Here is a 19,193-nt window from a genome sequence, read left to right as displayed (position 1 = left end):
GCCGAAGCGGAGCAGGACCGGCCGGTCCGTGGCCTCCGCATCGAATACCCGCCGAAGGATTGCCATGTCTGCTGCCCCACGCCCTCCTCGTTCAATGATCTCGGGCTCCCGGAGTCCTCGCTTGCGGCCATCGCCGCGCTCGGCTTCACCACGCCCACCGACATCCAGACCGCCACCATCCCGGCACTCCTCGAGGGACGTGACCTGGTCGGGGTCGCGCAGACCGGAACCGGGAAGACGGCGGCATTCGCGCTGCCCATGCTCTCCCGGGTCGACGCCGACCAGGCACGGGTGCAGGGCCTCGTGCTCACCCCCACCCGCGAACTGGCCATCCAGGTGGCCGATGCCATCGCCAGCTTCGCCGGAGGATCCGGCCTGACCGTGCTGCCGATCTACGGCGGCGCACCATACGGCCCGCAGCTGCGCGGGCTCTCCCGGGGCGCACAGATCGTGGTCGGTACTCCAGGCCGCGTCATCGACATGCTCGAGAAGAACGCGCTGGACCTCGGCGGCGTGCGGAGCCTGGTGCTCGACGAGGCCGACGAGATGCTGCGGATGGGCTTCGCCGAAGATGTGGACCGCATCCTCTCCTCTGCCGCCGACGATCGGCAGACCGCTCTCTTCTCGGCAACCATGCCTTCGGCGATCCGGTCTGTGGCCCGCCGGCACATGAGCAACCCGGTCGAAGTCGCCACCTCACGTCCCTCGTCCACCACCGACACCATCACCCAGACCTACGCCGTGGTGCCGTTCCGGCACAAGGTGGGCGCGCTCTCCCGCGTGCTGGCGACGACCGACGCGGAGGCCGCGGTGGTGTTCGTGCGAACCCGCCAGGCCGCCGAAGAGGTCGGGGCGGCGCTGCAGGAACGCGGTGTCAGCGCCGCGACGATCAGCGGGGACGTCGCGCAGAAGGAGCGCGAACGCATCGTGGAGCGACTGCGTTCGGGGTCTGTCCAGGTACTGGTGGCCACCGATGTCGCCGCGCGCGGGCTCGACGTGGAGAAGATCGGTCTGGTCGTCAACTTCGACGTGCCGCGCGAGGCCGAGGCCTACGTGCACCGCATCGGTCGCACCGGCCGCGCCGGCCGCAGCGGCCAGGCGCTGACCTTCTTCACTCCGAAGGAACGCTCCCGCCTGACCGCGATCGAGCGTCTCACCCGGACCTCGCTCACCGAGGCCACCATCCCAACACCTGCCGAGGTGAGTGCCCACAAGGCCCGCCGCGTGCTGGACTCCTTGGGCGAGCGGATCGCCGCCGGACGACTCGGGATGTACCGCGAGCACCTGGCCGCGCACCTGGGCCCCGACGGCGACCCGTTGGAGACCGCCGCTGCTCTGCTCGCACTGGCCGTGGGTGACGGCGGACCGCGGTCGGCCGAGGAGCTCGAGCCAGCGCCGCAGCAGCGGTTCGATCGCGAGAGCTCTCCCGCGAACGGACCCCGAGGCGGCGCCGGCCGTGGCCGGCGCGGGCCGAACGGCACCGTGTACCGCGTGGCGGTGGGGCACAGCCACGGCGTGCGCCCGCAGGACATCGTGGGAGCGATCACCGGGGAGGGGGGCCTGCGCGGCTCCGACCTCGGCAAGATCGACATCTTCTCCCGCTTCTCCCTGGTGGAGATCGGGGCCGAGCTCAGCTCGGACGCCAGCCGGAAGATCTCGGTCGCGCGCGTCGCCGGTCAGCCGTTGCGGATCCGTCCGGACACCGGTCCCAAGCACCACAGCAAGGCCGGCGGCCCCTCGTCCAGCCATGCACCCGGGCGGGGACGCCGCGACTCCCGCTTCGGCTCCCGTGACACTGGCCGCAAGCCGCACCACACGGCCACCGGCAACCGCTCCTGATCCAACGACAGAGGCGCCGGCACCCACTGTGGGTGCCGGCGCCTCTGTCGTGCTCAGACGTGCTCAGGACCTTTCCATCGCAGCGGTCACCCGCGGCCACAGGTCTTCCTCCGGTGGGCTCCACAGGGCTGGGTCCGCGCTGATCTGGTCGCCGGAGCGGATGTCCTTGACCTGGTGCGCCTCGTCTCCGGGGAACCAGACGTAGGGGATTCCCCGCCGATCCGCGAACTTGATCTGCTTGCCGAACTTGGCCGCCGACGGTGCGACGTCAGCGGGGATCCCGCGGCCGCGGAGCAGGGCGGCCACAGCGTCACTGGCCGGGCGCGACTCGTCGTCGGTGACCGCCACCAGCACTGCGGTGGGCACGGGCCTGCTGGCACGCGCGATGTCAGCGCTGAGCAGACGGGAGACCAGCCGGGTGACGCCGATGGACATCCCCACCCCGGGATAGGTCGTGCGACCGTCCGAGGCGAGCGAGTCGTACCGGCCGCCGGAGCAGATGGAGCCGAGCTGCTCGTGGCCGACCAGCGTGGTCTCGTAGACGCTGCCGGTGTAGTAGTCCAGCCCGCGGGCAATCTTCAGATCGGCCACCACCGCCCCCGGTACCCGTCGGCCGGCGGCCTCGACGAGTCGAACCAGCTCGTCGAGTCCCTCGTCGAGGAGCGGGGTGCGCACGCCCAGCTCCAGGACCCGGTCGGCGATGCCCGCGTCGGTCCCCGTGATGGCCGCCAGGTCGAGGCATGCCTGGGCCTGCTCCGCCGACGCGCCGTTCTGCTCCTGAAGCAGCGCGGACACCCGCTCAGGGCCGATCTTGTCCAGCTTGTCGATACTACGCAGCACACCGTCGACGTCACTGAGCCCTAGACCTTCGTAGAAGCCCTGGGCGACCTTGCGATTGTTCACGTGAATCCGCACCGGCGGTACGCCGAGCTGCGCGAGCCGTGCGAACACCTCGGCGATCACCACCGGCACCTCGACCTCGGCGTGGAACGGCAGTGTCCCGTCACCGACGATGTCGATATCGGCCTGGGTGAACTCACGGAACCGGCCTTCCTGCGGGCGCTCTCCTCGCCAGACGGACTGGATCTGGTAGCGCTTGAACGGGAACGCGAGGCGACCGGCGTTCTCCAGCACATATCGCGCGAACGGCACGGTGAGGTCGAAGTGCAGCCCCAGCGACTTCTCGCTCGCGCCCTCCTCGCCTTCCTCGGCCTGCAGTCGGCGCAGGACGTACACCTCCTTGGAGGTCTCCCCCTTGCTGAGCAGCTGCTCGATCGGTTCGACCGCCCTCGTGGCGATGCCGGCGAACCCGTGCAGCTCGAAGGTGTGCTGAATCGTCTCCAGGACGGCACGCTCGACGGCACGGCCCTCGGGGAGCCACTCGGGGAATCCTGACAACGGTGAAATTCGAACCATGGGGCCATCTTCCCATCGACCACGAGAGCCGCTTTCACATCAGTTGTGATCATCCCGTGACCCGGGGGCCTCGCCTGCGGGCGATCGGTGTGTGGCAGTCTCAACTAGTATCGGCAAGGTTGTGCCTGCCGGGCGCGACACCGGCGGTGGGTCCTGCCACCGCCGCATGACGGTCACGAGGAGGAGCCCGGAGTGTCCCCGAGCAAGCGGGAGAAGGAGTACGCGCGGCGACGCTACGCCAAGCGTGCGGCCCGGCAGGAGAAGGCAGCGCGCGTGGCGCGGGAGCGTCGCATCGTCGGCGCCGTCGTGGTGGTCGTGCTGGCGGCCGTGGTGGTCCTGCTGATCGTGCTGAACTCCCGCACGGAGACCGACCCGGAGGCGCCGCCCTCAACTTCCGAGACCGCAGCCACGGCGACAGCTGAGGGCACCGAGACTGAACCTGAGGCGCTGCCCACCACGGACCCGCAGCGATACGACGCACCACCTCCCGCGAGCGACTCCCTGGACACCAGCTGGGACGCCGTCATCAGCACCAGTGCCGGGGATATCGCGGTCACGCTCGACGGTGCCGCAGCACCGCAAGCGGTGGCCTCGTTCCTGATGCTGGCCGGCGACGGATTCTTCGACGGCACCGCGTGCCACCGGCTGCTGCCGGACTCGCTGCTCCAGTGCGGGGACCCGACCGCTGCCGGGAACGGCGGACCGGGATACAGCTTCGGCCCGATCGAGAACGCCCCTGAGGATGATGTCTACCCCGCCGGATCTCTGGCCATGGCACGGCAGCCGCAGAACGGTGAGTCGATGGGATCGCAGTTCTTCCTCGTCTTCGCCGATGTGCCGTTGCCCAGTGACTCCGCCGGCGGGTACACCGTGTTCGGCCAGGTGACCGAGGGATTGGACATCTTGGAGCAGATTGGTGCCGCGGGCACCGTGGACGGCGGATCGGACGGTCGACCTGCCGAGAACGTGATCATCGAGAGTGTGGACATCCAGTGACTGAGCCCCAGCCCCAGCCCGACCACGACAAGGCGAGCGAGACCGTGAGCAGCGAGCAGCAGTCCCAGGTTCCGACCGAGGCTCAGACACCCGACCCGGCAGTGTCCGCCCCGAGCGCAGGAGACACACCCTCGAGCGAAGCCACGCCCCGGGGCGCGGACCAGGAGAGCAACGAGGCCGAGAAGCCGGCCGCGGACGCCGCACCGGTCGAGGAAAGCCCGGCACCCGACGCCGCACCGGAGGAGGAAAGCCCAGCACCGGAAGCAGAGCCGTCCACCGAGACCGCGCCCCCCTCCCCCGTGCCCACCCCGGCCGAGGTGCCGAAGCCTTCCGCCATTCCCACTCCGGCCGCGATCGCGCCCAAGGCCCGGCCCCGACCGCCCGCCTCGCCCGCACCGGCGACCACCACCGGCCACGAGGTGCCCGGCGTCCCGACGTCCCCGGTCACCGACCCCGAGGCGCCGCCGATGGATCCTGCCGAGGTGGCAGCAGCCAGCGAGTTCGGCCACGTCGCCGAGGACGGCACGGTCTCCGTCCGGGAGGCCAGCGGTGAGCGTGTGGTCGGGCAATTCCCCGACGTCACGGAGGCGGACGCCCTCTCGCTGTACATCCGCCGCTACCTCGACCTCAAGGCGCAGGTGGATCTGTTCGAGGCCCGGATCGCTCAGCTGACCATCAAGGACCTGGACAGCACGCAGCACAGCCTCGCCGATGCTCTGGAGGCTCCCGCCGCCGTCGGGGACCTGGACGGGCTGCGCGCGCGATTCGAGGATCTGAAGGCCGTGGCGACCGACCGCCGTCGGCAGATCAATGCCGAACGTGAAGAGGCGCGGGCGCACGCGCTCGCCGAGCGCACCACGATCGTCGAGAAGGCGGAGCAGATCGCTGCCATGGACCCGGCTCGGGTGCAGTGGAAGGCCCAGGGGCAGGCGCTCCGGGATCTGCTGGAGACGTGGAAGGCAGCACAGAAGGCTGGTCCGCGCATCGACCGGCCCTCCGAAGACGCCCTGTGGAAGCGATTCGCCGCCGCCCGGTCCACCTTCGACAAGAACAGGCGTCAGTTCTTCGCCGAGCTCGACAAGACCCACGCTGAGGCCAAACAGGTCAAAGAGCGGCTCATCGAGCGAGCAGAATCGCTCTCCCACTCCACCGAGTGGGGTCCCACCACGCTCGCCTACCGCGATCTGATGGCGGAGTGGAAGGCCGCTGGGCGGGCGTCCCGCAAGGAGGACGACGCCCTCTGGGCCAGGTTCCGCGCCGCACAGGATGTCTTCTTCGAGGCTCGCAACGCCTCCAATGCGCAGGTCGATGCCGAGTACGGGCAGAACCTCACCGTCAAGCTGGCGCTGCTCGAGGAGGCCGAGGCACTGGTGCCGGTCGGCGACCTCAAGGAGGCCAAGGCCAGGCTGCGTGACATTCAGGACCGCTGGGAGGAGGCGGGGAAGGTTCCGCGCGGGGACCTGCAGCGGGTGGAGGGCCGCATGCGTGCGGTGGAGCAGGCCATCCGGGACGCTGACCAGCAGGAGTGGCGGCAGAAGAACCCTCGCGTGCGTGCCCGCGCCGAGGGGGCGGCCGCCCAGCTGGAAGAGGCCATCGCCGGCCTGGAGGCCGACCTGGAGAAGGCGAAGGCGTCCGGCAACGAGCGGGCCATCACGGCGGCGACCGAGGCTCTCGAGGCACGCCGTGCCTGGCTGGCGCAGGTGTTGCGCGCCGCCGACGACACTCGCTGAATCCACCCGCCGCCGTTCACGTGGCACGGTGGCGGAGGCTTCAGGAGCTGCTGACCTGCTTCTCCGCGCGGGAACCGGTGGTACGGAACACATCGAACACGCCGTCGATGTTGCGCACAGCCCGCAGCACGTGGCCGAGGTGCGACGGCTCGGCCATCTCGAACACGAACTTCGAGATGGCGACCCGGTCGTGGGACGTGGCAACGTTCGCGGACAGGATGTTCACGTGGTTGTCGGAGAGCACCTTGGTCACATCGGAGAGCAGACCGTTGCGATCGAGCGCCTCCACCTGGATCTGCACGAGGAACACGCTCTGCACCCCGGGCGCCCACTCGACGTCGATCATCCGCTCCGGCTGCCGCCGCAGGCCCTCGACGTTGGAGCAGTCCTCCAGGTGCACCGAGATCCCCGCTCCACGGGTGATGAACCCGACGATCGGGTCGCCGGGGACCGGCGTGCAGCATTTCGCCAGCTTGGTCCACATGTCGCCGACGTCCATGCCCCGGACGATGATTCCCGGGTCCCCGGCGCGGGTGCGCCGTGTGGTTCCCGGACGGGTGATCTCGGCCAGGTCCTCCTCCTGCCCGTCCTCGCCGCCGAGTGAGATGACCAGTTTGTTGACGACGTTCGCCGCGGACACATGTCCCTCACCGACGGCGGCGTACAGCGCCGTCACGTCGGTGTAGCGCATCTCGTCGGCGACGGCCACCAGGGTGTTGTGGTTGAGCAGGCGCTGCATCGGGAGGTTCTGTTTGCGCATCGCCTTGGCGATGAGGGTCTTCCCGGAGTCCACCGCTTCCTCGCGGCGTTCCTTGCTGAACCAGGAGCGGATCTTGTTCCGTGCGCGTGGGCTCTTCACGAATCCCAGCCAGTCCTGGCTGGGGCCGGCCCCCTCGGCACGGGAGGTGAACACCTCGATCGTATCGCCGTTGTCCAAGGTGGACTCGAGCGGAACCAGTCGTCCGTTCACCCGGGCGCCCACCGTGCGGTGACCGACCTCGGTGTGTACGGCATAGGCGAAGTCGACCGGGGTGGCACCACCCGGGAGGGCGAGCACGTCACCCTTGGGGGTGAACACGTACACCTCGGCACCGGACATCTCGAAGCGGAGCGAGTCCAGGAACTCCCCCGGGTCGGCCGTCTCACGCTGCCAGTCCACCAGTTGACGCAACCACGGCATGGCATCGGCCTCAGAACTGGTCCGGGCGCCGGCGCGTGCGTTCTCCTTGTACTTCCAGTGCGCCGCCACACCGTACTCCGCACGGCGGTGCATGTCATGACTCCGGATCTGGATCTCCACGGGCTTGCCCGTCGGACCGATCACCGTCGTGTGCAAGGACTGATACATGTTGAACTTCGGCATCGCGATGTAGTCCTTGAACCGCCCCGGCACCGGGCTCCATCGCGCATGCAGCGCTCCGAGTGCGGCGTAGCAGTCGCGCACCGAGTCCACCAGTACGCGTACACCCACGAGATCATAGATCTCGGCGAAGTCGCGGCCACGCACGATCATCTTCTGATAGATCGAATAGTAGTGCTTCGGGCGCCCCGTCACCGTCGCTTTGATCTTCGCACCACGCAGGTCCTCGGTCACCTGCGTACGGACCACCGAGAGGAACTCCTCGCGTGCCGGTGCACGCTCGGCCACGAGGTGCACGATCTCTTCATAGACCTTCGGGTACAGCGTGGCGAAGGAGAGGTCCTCGAGCTCCCACTTGATCGTGTTCATCCCGAGACGGTGCGCCAGCGGCGCGTAGATCTCGAGCGTCTCACGCGCCTTGCGTTGGGCCGAGCCGGCCGAGACGTAACGCCAGGTGCGGGCGTTGTGCAGGCGGTCGGCGAGCTTGATCACGAGCACCCGGATGTCCCTGGCCATCGCGATCACCATCTTGCGGACCGTCTCAGCCTGGGCGGCCTCACCGTAGGTGACCTTGTCGAGCTTGGTGACGCCGTCCACCAGCACGGCGATCTCCTCGCCGAACTCGCGGCGCAGGTCGTCCAGCGAGTAGTCGGTGTCCTCCACCGTGTCGTGCAGGAGGGCCGCCGCGAGGGTCGGGGGTGTCATGCCCAGCTCGGCCAGGATCGTGGCCACGGCCACCGGGTGCGTGATGTAGGGGTCGCCACTCTTGCGGATCTGGCCGGTGTGCGCGCGCTCGGCCACCCGGTACGCACGCTCGATGAGGCTGAGGTCCCCCTTGGGGTGGTTGCTGCGCACCACCTGGATCAGCGGATCGATCGCTGCTGGAGGCGCCGATCCGCGTCCGCCGAACCGGACCAGGCGTGAGCGCACTCGCGCCGGAGGCGTCACCTCAGTGCTCGCCCCCCGATCCGCCGCGAGGTCCTCACTCATGAGGCCATGCTACGCGCCGACGGCGGCCGTTCGCCGCCTCTCAGTAGCTCACCAAGGGATGGACGACGCGCCCGATCAGCTGTTCCCGGCCACGCAACGCAGCCAGCTCGATCAGGAACCCGAGACCGGTCACGGTGGCGCCCGCACGTTCCAGCAGTTCGCAGGTGGCCGCGGCGGTGCCGCCGGTGGCCAGCACGTCATCGAGCACCGCCACGCGGGCCCCGGCTGCGACGGCGCCCTCAGACAGCTCGATGCTCGCTTCTCCGTACTCCAGGTGATAGTTGGTCCGCAGCACGGGCGGCGGAAGCTTGCCCGCCTTCCGCACCGCCACCAGAGAGCAGCCGAGGACAGCGGCGAGCGGGGCTGCGAGGAGGAACCCCCGCGCCTCCACACCGGCAACGGTGTCCACCTCACCGCCGAAGGTGTCTGCCAGGTGGCCCACGACGGCGGAGAACGCCGTGCCGTCCGAGAGCAGCGGGGTGATATCGCGGAACACCACCCCCGGTGTCGGGTAGTCCGGGACCGACCGGACTCGCGCGGTGATGAGCTGCTGCAGGCCGGTCGGTACGGGCAGCGGACTCATGCCGTGGTGCTCGTGTCCGGCTTCGCCCACCGCAGATGTGTCACTTCCGGCCTCGCTTGCGACGCGGCTGGGCACGCTGGCCCTGGTGGGCACCGGCGACGAGGCCGCCGGTCCCGATGAGTTCCGGCTCCTCGTCACGCTCGCGGGCCTGCGCCACCACCGCCTCCCGACGCGCCTCCACCTGCGCTGTGTGCTCGAGGATGTGCGGGCGGCGTGACTCCAGCAAGGCGTGCAACGGGGTGGCGATGAAGATCGACGATGCCGTCGAAGCGATCATGCCGATGAACAGCGCGAGCGCGATGTCCCGGAAGGTCCCGGCACCGAGCAGGAGCGCGCCGATGAACAGGATGGCAGCCACCGGGAGCACACCCACCACCGACGTGTTGATGGAGCGCACCAGCGTCTGGTTCACCGCCAGGTTCGCGCCCTCGGCGTAGGTGTACCGGGTCTGTTCGTCGAGCTCAGCCGTGTTCTCGCGCACCTTGTCGAAGACCACCACCGTGTCGTACAGGGAGTAGCCGAGGATGGTGAGGAAGCCGATCACGGTGGCCGGGGTGACCTCGAACCCGATCGCCGCGTAGATGCCCACGGTGAAGATCACATCGTGCAGCAACGCCACCAGGGCGCCCACCGCCATCGTCCACCGGCGGAAGTACAGCGCCATCACGACGCTCACGAGCACCAGGAAGATGATCAGGCTCTGCAACGCCTTGGCGGTGACATCCTGTCCCCAGTTCGGGCCGACGAACGAGGACGTCACGTCCTCGGTGGGTACACCGTAGGCATCGGCGAGCTGAGCAGCCGTCTCAGTGGTCTCGATATCGCTGAGGCGCTCGGTCTGTACCTGCACCGTGTCGCCACCCACGATGGTCACCCGAGCGACATGCTCGGTCCCGACGTCGGAGAGCACGTCGTGCGCGAGGTCTTCCTCCGGGGTGGACGTTCCGGACACGGTGAACTGGGAGCCACCGGTGAACTCGATACCGGCGTTGAGCCCACGCACCCCGAGCACGAGCGCCGAGAGCAGCACCAGGATCACTGCGGCGGTGAACCACCGGCGACGGTGGCCGACGATGTCATAGGAACGCTTGCCTGTGTAGAGGTCGTTGCCGAACCTGGCGAAGCTTGCCATCACCGCTCACCGTCCTTGGTTCCCGCACCCGCGGAAGCTTCTGTCTCGATCGCGTCCTCACCGTGACCGTCCCCATCGCCGGCGGAACCGGATTCTTCCGCTTCACGCTCGGCCCGGGCCGCCCTCTCGGCGGCCCGCCGACGTTCAGCGATGGTCGGGGTACCGGCTTCCGATGCGCTGCGTACCCGGCCCCGGCCGCGGTAGAGCGGCACCTTGGAACCGAGGTGTTCCGGATCGAGTCCGGAGAGCCGGTGGCCATTGCCGAAGAAATTCGTCCGCACCAGCAGTTGCATCACCGGGTGGGTGAACAGGAACACCACGATGATGTCGATGAAGGTGGTCAGCCCCAGGGTGAACGCGAAGCCACGCACTCCCCCGACGGCCAGGGAGTACAGCACGACAGCAGCGAGCAGGTTGACGGCGTCCGAGGCCAGGATGGTGCGCCGTGCCCGTGCCCAGCCGAGCTCAACCGCGTCCTCCAGGCGCCGGCCCTCACGGACCTCGTCCCTGATGCGTTCGAAGTACACGATGAAGGAGTCGGCCGTGATACCGATCGCGACGATCAGCCCCGCCACCCCTGCGAGCGAGAGACGGTATCCGATCAACTCTGAGAGCCCGGTGATCGCCCCGTACGTGATGAGTCCTGCGATCAGCAGGCTCGCCGCGGTGACCAGACCCAGTCCGCGATACTGCACGAGGCAGTACACGGCGATGAGGGCGAGTCCGATCAGCCCGGCCAGCACCCCCCGTTCGAGCTGCTCAGCGCCGAGCGTGGCGGAGATCTGATCCTGGCTCTGCACCTCAAAGGTGATCGGGAGTGCGCCGAAGTTCAGCTGATTGGCCAGCCCCTGGGTCTCCTCCTGGGTGAACGGGCTGGCTGTACTCCCCTCGATCGATGCCTCACCACCCGGGATCGGCTGGCTCACGCTGGGGGCCGAGATGACCAGGCGGTCCAGCACCATGGCGAACCGGTTCTGCCCGGTGCTGGCCAGCCCAGCGAGTCGCTCGGTGATGTCCGCGAACACCTCGCCACCGGCGTTCGTGAAGGTGATCTGCACGATGTACTCGTTCGTGACCACGCCCTGCTCGTTCGTCTTCAGGCCCGAGTTCGCGGTGGCGATCTCGGTGCCTGCCAGTTCGGACGGGCCGAGGATGTACTTGGCCGTACCGTCCTCAGCACATGCCACCAGGGGAGCGTCCGGATCGTCGCCACCGGCACCGGCCAGGTTCGCGGGGTCGGTGCAGTCGAGGGTGTAGAAGTCGAAGAGCACCTGCTCGGTGATCCACGCCGTGTCCGAGGCGCTGGTGGGTTCGGTCGCAGGCTCCGCGGAGAGCTCGCCGTCGCCGTCCTGATCGGCGGCGGTGCGCGCCGCCTCCTCGATCTCGGCGTCGGTGAACTGGCTCGGATCGGCCGGCTCGTCCGCCGGTTCCGCCTCGGGATCGTCGGCGGCTTCCAGCGCCGACGGGTCGATCGGACCGGGCCCGGCCTCGGTGAGCAGCACCCGGAACTTCATCTGCGCACTGCGCCGCACCAGGTCCAGCGTCTCCTGGCTGGGATTGCCCGGCAGGCCGACCACGATGTTCTCGCCACCCTGGCTGGAGATCTCCGCCTCAGCCACCCCGCTGGCATCCACGCGCTGGCGCATGATGCGGATCGCTTCCTCGATCTGCTCATCCGTGACCTCACCGCCTTCTGCAGTGGGCTGCAGGATGAGCTGCGTCCCCCCTTCGAGGTCCAGGGCGAGGTCCGGCGTCAGGTCGCCGTCGGACCATCTGGCGGAGGCAAACAAGCCTCCGTACACCAGGCCCAGGATGACGACGAGGTAGATCAATGTGCGCACGGGGTGCACCCGCTTGCGTGTAGCCACTCGAACTTCTTCCTAGCAGGCGCCGAACTCACGTCCGGCGGCGATGAGAACTCAGATCCGGTCGTCGCGCCGGATGTCCTTGAGCTCGTCCCTGGTCTCGAACGCTGGATTGCGCGGATCGTCCGTGCTCGAGGGCGCTGAGCCCTCGTCCTCGGGCTCCACCGCGTCATCGGTCTGCTCAGCGTCGTCACTCGCGTCATCCTCGATCAGGCGCGCCAGAGCCGCCTTGATGAACTTGAGCTGAGTGCCCGGTCCCGACTCGAGGGTGACCACGTCGCCATCGATCGCCACGACCGTCCCGATCAGTCCGCCGATGGTCTGCACCTCCTGGCCCTCGGTCAGGTGGTCCCGGAAGGAGAGCTTCGCCTGTTGCTGCTTGCGCGTGCGCCAGTTGAGAAACAGCAGAGCACCCAGTCCGACGACGAGGATGATCAGGAATGTGGGATCCATGAGCAGGCACGCTCCAGCGAGTGAGAAGGCAGGTCTTCTTCAAGACTACGGTCCGGTTGATTGTAGGTGACCCGTTCCGGGCCACCAACTACACCTCATTCCCAGAGCATCCCGGGTGAGGTGGGTGGGGTGAGACCGAGGTGGCTGAAGGCCGCCGCGGTCGCGACGCGCCCACGTGGCGTACGCACCATGAGCCCCTCCCGCACCAAGAACGGTTCAGCGACCGTCTCCACCGTCTCCGGTTCTTCCCCGACGGCGACAGCCACCGTGGTCAGGCCCGTGGGACCGCCCCCGAAGCGTTCGCACAGGGCGCGCAGGACGGCTCGGTCAAGCCGGTCCAGCCCCCGTCGGTCCACTTCGAAGACGTCCAGGGCCGCCATCGCGGCGTCCAGGTCGAGGGCCCCCGTGCCACGCACCTGTGCCCAGTCCTGCACGCGGCGCAGCAGCCGGTTCGCGATCCGTGGCGTTCCGCGTGCGCGAGAGGCGATCTGGGTGGCGGCCTCGGGCTGCAGCTCCGCGCCGAGCAGCCGGGCCGAGCGGGTGAGCACCAGCTCGAGCTCTGCCTCGGAGTAGAAGTCCATGTGAGCGGTGAAACCGAACCGGTCGCGCAACGGTGCAGGCAGCAGTCCGGACCGGGTGGTCGCACCGACCACCGTGAACGGCGGCAAGGTGAGGGGAATCGCGGTGGCCCCCGGTCCCTTGCCCACCACCACATCGACCCGGAAATCCTCCATCGCGAGGTAGAGCATCTCCTCGGCGGGCCGGGCCAATCGATGGATCTCGTCGATGAAGAGCACATCCTGCTCCTGCACCGATGACAGGATGGCCGCCAGGTCGCCGGCATGCTGAACGGCCGGACCTGAAGTGATCTTCAGCGAACCGCCCACCTCGCCGGCGATGATCATCGCCAGGGTCGTCTTACCGAGCCCGGGTGGACCGGCGAGCAACACGTGGTCGGGCGGTTTGGAACGCGCATTGGCGGCGTCGAGCACGAGGGACAGCTGGTCGCGGACCACCGGCTGACCGATGAACTCGTCGAGCCGCCGCGGCCGCAACGCCGCTTCAGCCGCGCGGTCCAGCTCGTCGGCCTCGGCCGCGAGCAGGTGGTCCTCGTGCTCAGCCACGGCTACCACCACCGAGGTGCTGCAGAGCGGCGCGGAGCACCGCACCCGTGTCCGCGCCTGCACTGGACTCCTCGGCGAGCACGGCGTCCACGGCGGACTCTGCCTGCTTGGCCGCCCAGCCCAGCCCGGTGAGCGCGGCCACCACATCCGTGCGAGCGGCGCCCCCGCCGGTGCTCGGTGCCGGCACGACGGGTGAACCGTCTGCCGCCGGGCCCAGGCGATCGCCGAGCTCGAGGATGATCCGCCGCGCTCCCTTCTGCCCGATACCGGGCACCAGAGTGAGCGCCTTCAGGTCCTCGGTCGCCACCGCACGGCGTAGGTCGTCCGGGCTGTGCACGGCGAGCATCGCCAGGGCCAGCCGTGGCCCGACGCCACTGACGGTCTGGACCAGCTCGAAGACGTCACGCTCCTCGGCGTCGGCGAAGCCGAACAGCGTCATCGAGTCCTCGCGCACCACCAGGGAGGTCGCCAAGGTGGCCTCGGACCCATCGCGCAGGCCGGCCAGTGTTCCCGGTGTCGCGTGCACGCGGTACCCGAGCCCGCCTGCCTCGAGCACGCAGGCATCCAGACCGACGTGCGCGACACGACCGCTCACCGACGCGATCATGGAGGCCTTCCTTCCGTGGACGATCAATGGCATCGGGACCGACGTCCGCACGACGCGAACATCTGTACGAGGACGAGGCTACCGGCTCCGCACGGTCGATCGCGCGCGACCCGCCGACTGCGCCTGCGCCTCCGCTCGTGCCCAGGCGCGTTGTGCCGCCGTCTGCTTCGCCCCACCGGAGGAGTGCACCGATCCGACGGCGTGCGCTCGCCACGCGTGCGTGATCGCCAGGGCGAGTGCGTCGGCCGCATCGGCCGGGCGGGGCGCCTTCTCGAGATGGAGCAGACGGCGCACCATCTCCTGCACCTGCGCCTTCTCGGCGCGGCCGTTCCCGGTGACCGCGGCCTTCACCTCGCTCGGCGTGTGCAGGGCGACCGGGACACCGGCACGGCTCGCTGCCACCATTGCCAGACCGGCCACCTGGGCGGTCCCGGTGATGGTGCGCACGTTGTGCTGGGCGAACACCCGCTCCACGGCCATCGCATCCGGTTCCAGCCGGGTGATCCAGGCGTCGATCTCGTCCGCGATTGCATGCAGCCGTGCACTGGGCTCATCGTCGGGTGCGGTACGGGCCACGTGCACATCGATGAGTCGCAGGTCGCGTCCACGGCCGGAGTCAACCACGCCGAGACCACACCGGGTCAGGCCGGGGTCGATGCCGAGGATCCGAAAACTCACTCACCCACTCTCCCAGGCGCCGCCGGCCATGCCGTCGACCGACACCCGTGGACGCCCGTCGGCCGGGGCTCAGTCGTCGGCGTCGAGCGCGGCGAGCACCTCGTCGGAGGCGTCGACGTTCGCGAACACGTTCTGCACGTCGTCACTGTCCTCGAGTGCCTCGATGAGCCGGAACACCTTGCGGGCGCCGTCGACGTCCACCTCGATCTGTGTGGCGGGGACGAACTGGGCCTCCGCTGAGTCGTAATCGATGCCCTCACCCTGCAAGGCAGTCCGCACGTCCACCAGGTCGGTGGCCTCGCTGATCACCTCGAACGTCTCCCCGAGATCGTTGACCTCCTCCGCACCGGCGTCCAGGACAGCTGCGAGCACATCGTCCTCGGTGAGCCCGTCTGTCTTGGAGACCAGCACCACACCCTTGCGGGTGAACAGGTAGGAGACGCTGCCAGGGTCAGCCAAGGACCCGCCGTTACGGGTGAAGGCCACACGGACATCGGAGGCCGCACGGTTCTTGTTGTCGGTGAGGCATTCGACCAGCACAGCCACGCCACCGGGCGCGTACCCCTCGTACATGATCGTCTCGTAGTTGGCGCCGCCGGCCTCGTCACCGGAGCCGCGCTTCAGCGCCCGCTCGATGTTGTCGTTGGGTACCGAGGACTTCTTAGCCTTCTGAATGGCGTCGTACAGGGTCGGGTTCCCCGCCGGGTCGGCACCACCGGTACGTGCCGCGACCTCGATGTTCTTGATCAGCTTGGCGAACAGCTTGCCTCGCTTGGCATCGATCGCTGCCTTCTTGTGCTTGGTCGTCGCCCATTTGGAGTGACCCGACATGTGTACACCTCTCGCATCAGTTCGTGTGCCACGCAGTTCGGGTGCCCTACGTGGCGCGTGACTCAGCGGTGCGCTTCGACCAGATCGACGAAAGCGCGGTGGACGCGCGCGTCCCCGCTGATCTCGGGATGAAAAGCCGTCGCCATCAGCGCACCCTGACGTACTGCCACGATCCTACCCGCCGCGGGTCCGGTGCTGACGGTGGCGAGGACCTCGACGGCGTCACCGGCGGTCTCGACCCACGGAGCGCGAATGAAGACAGCTCGCATCGGTGGATCGCTCGGTGTCGCGCCCAGGGCAGGTGCATGCAGGTCCTCCTCGAAGGAGTCCACCTGCCGTCCGAACGCGTTCCGGCGCACCGTCACATCCAGGCCACCGATCGTCTGTTGCCCCTCGATCCCGTCCAGGATCCGGTCGGCCAGCAAGATCATCCCGGCGCACGAGCCGTAGACCGGCAGACCGCTCGCGATGCGTTCACGCAAGGGCGCCATCAGGTCGAACCGGCGCAGCAGCTTGTCGATGGTGGTGGACTCACCGCCCGGCACCACCAGACCGTCAAGGTCGGCCAGCTCGCTGGGGCGGCGTACCCCGACCGTGCGTGTGCCACACCTCTCCAGGGCACTCAGATGCTCCCGGAAGTCTCCCTGCAGGGCGAGCACCCCGATCACCGGCGCGCTCACCGCCGGACCTGCCCATCGCCGTCGACGGGTGGCGTTGACGATCCGTCGATCGCCACACCCTCGTGCTGCAGACCGAGGGCAAGCACTGTCCCGTCCCACCCGGCACGCCAGCGACGCAACAGGTCTGGCAACTCGGCCGGGAAGATCTCCACCGTCACACCAGCGAGGTCCTCCGGGTCCCACCAGGCCACCTCATCCATGAAACCGCGCTCGACGGCGGTCCAACCGTGGGTGGTGATGGTCAGCCCCGTGTCGACGTGAGCGAGGAAGAACACCTCGTCCTGGCGGACGGTCTCGGCAAAGAAGTCGAACTCGGCCTCGCGGGTGAGCACCGGGCCCACGAGCATGGCTGGGTCCACCACCAGTCCGGACTCCTCGGTCAGTTCTCGGGCAGCCGCCTCCCGTGGGCTTTCCCCGGGCTCGATGCCGCCCCCGATGGTGAAATACCAGGACCGTTCCGGCTGATCGGCGTCATGGCCGCGGGCGAGCAATACCCGCCCCGCCGGGTCGAACACGACCACCCGGGCCGCCCTCCGGAACGCTGTCCCGTCGGGCAACCGGTACCAGTCCGGGCCGAGGTTGGAACCGGTCACGCCCGGCTGGTCACCAGCCACGCTCGGCGAGCCGGTGCGGCACCGGGACGTCGTCGACGTTGATGCCCACCATCGCCTCACCGAGCCCGCGCGAGGCGTCGGCCACCTGGGCCGGGTCGTCGAAGAACGTGGTCGCCCGCACGATCGCGGCGGCGCGCTGTGCCGGGTTTCCGGACTTGAAGATGCCCGAGCCGACGAAGACGCCCTCGGCGCCCAGCTGCATCATCATGGCGGCGTCCGCCGGCGTCGCGATCCCACCAGCAGTGAACAGCACCACCGGGAGCTTGCCCGCCTGGGCGACCTCGCGGACCAGCTCCAGCGGCGCCTGCAGTTCCTTCGCCGCGACGTACAGCTCGTCCTCGGGCAGGTTCTGCAGCCGTCGGATCTCCTGACGGATCTGGCGCATGTGCGTGGTGGCATTCGAGACGTCGCCCGTGCCGGCCTCACCCTTGGAGCGGATCATCGCCGCACCCTCGGTGATGCGGCGCAACGCTTCGCCGAGGTTGGTCGCGCCGCACACGAACGGGACGGTGAATTCCCACTTGTCGATGTGGTTGGCGTAGTCGGCAGGGGTGAGCACCTCCGACTCGTCGATGTAGTCCACCCCGAGGCTCTGCAGGACCTGTGCTTCGACGAAGTGCCCGATCCGCGCCTTGGCCATCACCGGGATGGAGACGGCGGAGACGATCCCGTCGATCATGTCCGGGTCACTCATCCGCGAGACGCCTCCCTGGGCGCGGATGTCGGCCGGCACGCGCTCCAGGGCCATCACGGCCACCGCACCCGCGTCCTCGGCGATCTTCGCCTGCTCGGCGGTGACGACGTCCATGATCACGCCGCCCTTGAGCATCTCCGCCATGCCTCGTTTCACGCGGGCCGTGCCGCGTGCGGTCTCAGTGGTGGATGGGGGCGTCGTTGACTCAGACACAGTGACCTCGTTCAGGGCAGGCGGACGGCGGCACGGAGCCGCGAGACAACCCCCAGTCTAGTGGCCCCGCCGCAACCGCCCGGCCCTGTCTCAGATGCGCGCGAACCGGCCCGTCACTGGCGGGCCGCAGCGACGTCGGCGACTGTCCGTCGTTCCTCGGTGATTGCCTGAAGCAGCTCGACCTCGGTGCGCTCAGCACGCGTGGACCGACCAGCGCGCAGCTTCTGCCGACGATAGGCCAGCGTGGTCGCGTCCCGCTGGAAGGCGACCGTCGCCGCCTTGGCCCGTTCACCGAGCGCAGCCGCCCAGGTCTTGGCCTGGCTGCGCAGCCGCAACGAGGCCAGCATGTCCACCTCGTGCGGGGCGAACCACCCCGCCGCGGCGTACTCCCCCAGCCGGGTGCGGATCACCCGGGCCTCCAGGTGACGCAACCAGAACAACAGCCCCACGGTGGCCAGGAACAGGGGGACCTGCACCAGCAGGTAGACCGCGAAGAAGTTCCCGGCCAGGGCAGCACTGCCGTTCCACAACGCGTGCAGCGCCATCGCGCCGAGCAGTCCGAGCGGGAACGCCAGCACGATCATCACGGTCCGAGGCGACCGCGCGGCCAGCCCGATCGCGAGCCCGATGCAGGAGGTGAACAAGGCGTGCGCGAACGGGGAAAAGATCCCCCGCAGCACGAAGACCTCACCCACCAGCGCCGCGTTCTGGGAGAAGTACAGGATGTTCTCCGTGAACGCGAAGCCGGCCGCGATGGTCGCTGCGTACACCACACCATCCACCGGACCATCCAGATGGTGGCGCCGCACCAGGAAGATCAGCAGGACCCCCAGCCCCTTCACCAACTCTTCCGAGATGGGGGCGACGAACACCGCACCATAGGTTTCGGCCATGGTCGGGTCCTGCGTGGACTCGTAGATCCGCATGATCGCCGTGGTGTTGATCACCAACGCACTGAGCACCGCGACACCGGCACCCCAGAGCAGAGCCATCAGCAGCATCGTCATCGGTTCCGGGTCCCACCGGTCCAGCCAGCGAACGCCCAGCAGCACGATCGCCAACGGGATCAGCGCCAGCACGAACCCCACCGAGGTGTTCCCCAGTCCGGTGGCGAGCGCGATGTACCCGATCGCCACCAGCATCGCCAGGCCTCCGACGATCGACACCACCAACTGAAAGACGAATCGGTTCCCCGAGCGTCGTCCCGGCACCCACACCTGAGCTGCCCCGGCTCCAGCGGCAGCACCGCCAGCCGGGACCGTGCCAGGGTGAGCGAGTGCGCTCGGCCGGTGGTCCGGCGTCGGCTGTATGCCGCCGACCACGCTGGAGGTTGCCGACCGCCCCGCCGACCCGGGGCGGTACGCAGGGGGATACTGGTGCGGCATGGG

Annotated in this window: 17 protein-coding genes; 3 read left to right on the top strand and 14 right to left on the bottom strand. The window is 68.8% G+C overall.

The features are described 5' to 3' along the window. Nucleotides 1-39: 39 nt before the first annotated feature. The gene (locus BLU77_RS07015) at nucleotides 40-1,839 is read left to right on the top strand and encodes a DEAD/DEAH box helicase (protein WP_245708790.1); all 1,800 of its coding nucleotides are present in this window, start codon (nucleotides 40-42) and stop codon (nucleotides 1,837-1,839) included. A 63-nt stretch (nucleotides 1,840-1,902) separates the two neighbouring features. On the opposite strand, the gene hisS is transcribed toward BLU77_RS07015, so the two are convergent. Further along, nucleotides 1,903-3,255: a histidine--tRNA ligase gene (gene hisS, locus BLU77_RS07010; protein ID WP_089772279.1), complete on the bottom strand. Its 1,353-nt coding sequence runs from the start codon at nucleotides 3,253-3,255 to the stop codon at nucleotides 1,903-1,905. Between the two features lie 192 nt (nucleotides 3,256-3,447). Here hisS and BLU77_RS07005 point away from each other — a divergent pair, with 192 nt between their 5' ends. Then, nucleotides 3,448-4,251, top strand: a complete 804-nt coding sequence (locus tag BLU77_RS07005; protein ID WP_089772278.1) for a peptidylprolyl isomerase — start codon at nucleotides 3,448-3,450, stop codon at nucleotides 4,249-4,251. Continuing rightward, nucleotides 4,248-5,981 (top strand): DUF349 domain-containing protein, encoded by a 1,734-nt coding sequence (locus BLU77_RS07000; protein WP_089772277.1) that lies wholly within the window; start codon nucleotides 4,248-4,250, stop codon nucleotides 5,979-5,981. Before BLU77_RS07005 ends, BLU77_RS07000 begins: the two co-directional genes overlap by 4 nt. Before the next feature lie 40 nt (nucleotides 5,982-6,021). On the opposite strand, the gene BLU77_RS06995 is transcribed toward BLU77_RS07000, so the two are convergent. The 13 genes from BLU77_RS06995 to BLU77_RS06935 all read right to left on the bottom strand — a co-directional run bounded on the left by BLU77_RS06995 (nucleotide 6,022) and on the right by BLU77_RS06935 (nucleotide 19,190). After that, nucleotides 6,022-8,331, bottom strand: a complete 2,310-nt coding sequence (locus BLU77_RS06995; protein WP_089772276.1) for a RelA/SpoT family protein — start codon at nucleotides 8,329-8,331, stop codon at nucleotides 6,022-6,024. A 40-nt stretch (nucleotides 8,332-8,371) separates the two neighbouring features. Beyond that, on the bottom strand, nucleotides 8,372-8,914 hold the full coding sequence (locus BLU77_RS06990) for an adenine phosphoribosyltransferase (RefSeq protein ID WP_089772275.1): 543 nt from the start codon (nucleotides 8,912-8,914) through the stop codon (nucleotides 8,372-8,374). 40 nt (nucleotides 8,915-8,954) lie between these two features. Beyond that, nucleotides 8,955-10,046 (bottom strand): protein translocase subunit SecF, encoded by a 1,092-nt coding sequence (secF, locus tag BLU77_RS06985; RefSeq protein WP_089772274.1) that lies wholly within the window; start codon nucleotides 10,044-10,046, stop codon nucleotides 8,955-8,957. Further along, nucleotides 10,046-11,914 (bottom strand): protein translocase subunit SecD, encoded by a 1,869-nt coding sequence (gene secD / locus BLU77_RS06980; RefSeq protein WP_089772273.1) that lies wholly within the window; start codon nucleotides 11,912-11,914, stop codon nucleotides 10,046-10,048. The genes secF and secD overlap by 1 nt, the downstream gene beginning before the upstream one ends. A 51-nt stretch (nucleotides 11,915-11,965) precedes the next feature. Then, a complete protein-coding gene (gene yajC, locus BLU77_RS06975) occupies nucleotides 11,966-12,364 on the bottom strand; it encodes a preprotein translocase subunit YajC (RefSeq protein WP_089772272.1) in 399 nt (132 codons plus the stop codon). Nucleotides 12,365-12,459: 95 nt separating this feature from the next. Continuing rightward, nucleotides 12,460-13,488 carry a Holliday junction branch migration DNA helicase RuvB gene (gene ruvB, locus BLU77_RS06970; RefSeq protein ID WP_425441210.1) on the bottom strand — a complete coding sequence of 343 codons (1,029 nt, stop codon included), beginning with the start codon at nucleotides 13,486-13,488 and terminating at the stop codon, nucleotides 12,460-12,462. After that, complete coding sequence (gene ruvA, locus BLU77_RS22315) at nucleotides 13,481-14,095, bottom strand: Holliday junction branch migration protein RuvA (RefSeq protein ID WP_089772271.1); 615 nt, start codon at nucleotides 14,093-14,095, stop codon at nucleotides 13,481-13,483. Before ruvA ends, ruvB begins: the two co-directional genes overlap by 8 nt. A 78-nt stretch (nucleotides 14,096-14,173) precedes the next feature. After that, nucleotides 14,174-14,773 (bottom strand): crossover junction endodeoxyribonuclease RuvC, encoded by a 600-nt coding sequence (ruvC, locus tag BLU77_RS06960; RefSeq protein ID WP_089772270.1) that lies wholly within the window; start codon nucleotides 14,771-14,773, stop codon nucleotides 14,174-14,176. Between the two features lie 69 nt (nucleotides 14,774-14,842). After that, complete coding sequence (locus BLU77_RS06955) at nucleotides 14,843-15,604, bottom strand: YebC/PmpR family DNA-binding transcriptional regulator (protein ID WP_089772269.1); 762 nt, start codon at nucleotides 15,602-15,604, stop codon at nucleotides 14,843-14,845. Between the two features lie 62 nt (nucleotides 15,605-15,666). Further along, the gene (pdxT, locus tag BLU77_RS06950; RefSeq protein WP_089772268.1) at nucleotides 15,667-16,284 is read right to left on the bottom strand and encodes a pyridoxal 5'-phosphate synthase glutaminase subunit PdxT; all 618 of its coding nucleotides are present in this window, start codon (nucleotides 16,282-16,284) and stop codon (nucleotides 15,667-15,669) included. After that, complete coding sequence (locus tag BLU77_RS06945) at nucleotides 16,281-16,877, bottom strand: NUDIX hydrolase (protein ID WP_217632370.1); 597 nt, start codon at nucleotides 16,875-16,877, stop codon at nucleotides 16,281-16,283. The genes pdxT and BLU77_RS06945 overlap by 4 nt, the downstream gene beginning before the upstream one ends. A gap of 10 nt (nucleotides 16,878-16,887) precedes the next feature. Continuing rightward, nucleotides 16,888-17,805, bottom strand: a complete 918-nt coding sequence (pdxS, locus tag BLU77_RS06940) for a pyridoxal 5'-phosphate synthase lyase subunit PdxS (protein WP_089772267.1) — start codon at nucleotides 17,803-17,805, stop codon at nucleotides 16,888-16,890. Nucleotides 17,806-17,918: 113 nt separating this feature from the next. Next, nucleotides 17,919-19,190 (bottom strand): PrsW family intramembrane metalloprotease, encoded by a 1,272-nt coding sequence (locus tag BLU77_RS06935; RefSeq protein WP_089772266.1) that lies wholly within the window; start codon nucleotides 19,188-19,190, stop codon nucleotides 17,919-17,921. Nucleotides 19,191-19,193: the final 3 nt, after the last annotated feature.

Origin of the sequence: Ruania alba (assembly GCF_900105765.1) — a bacterium.
GTDB lineage: Bacteria > Actinomycetota > Actinomycetes > Actinomycetales > Beutenbergiaceae > Ruania > Ruania alba.
The sequence above is the reverse complement of the archived record's forward strand: the minus strand, read 5'-3'. Positions and strand labels throughout refer to the sequence as shown.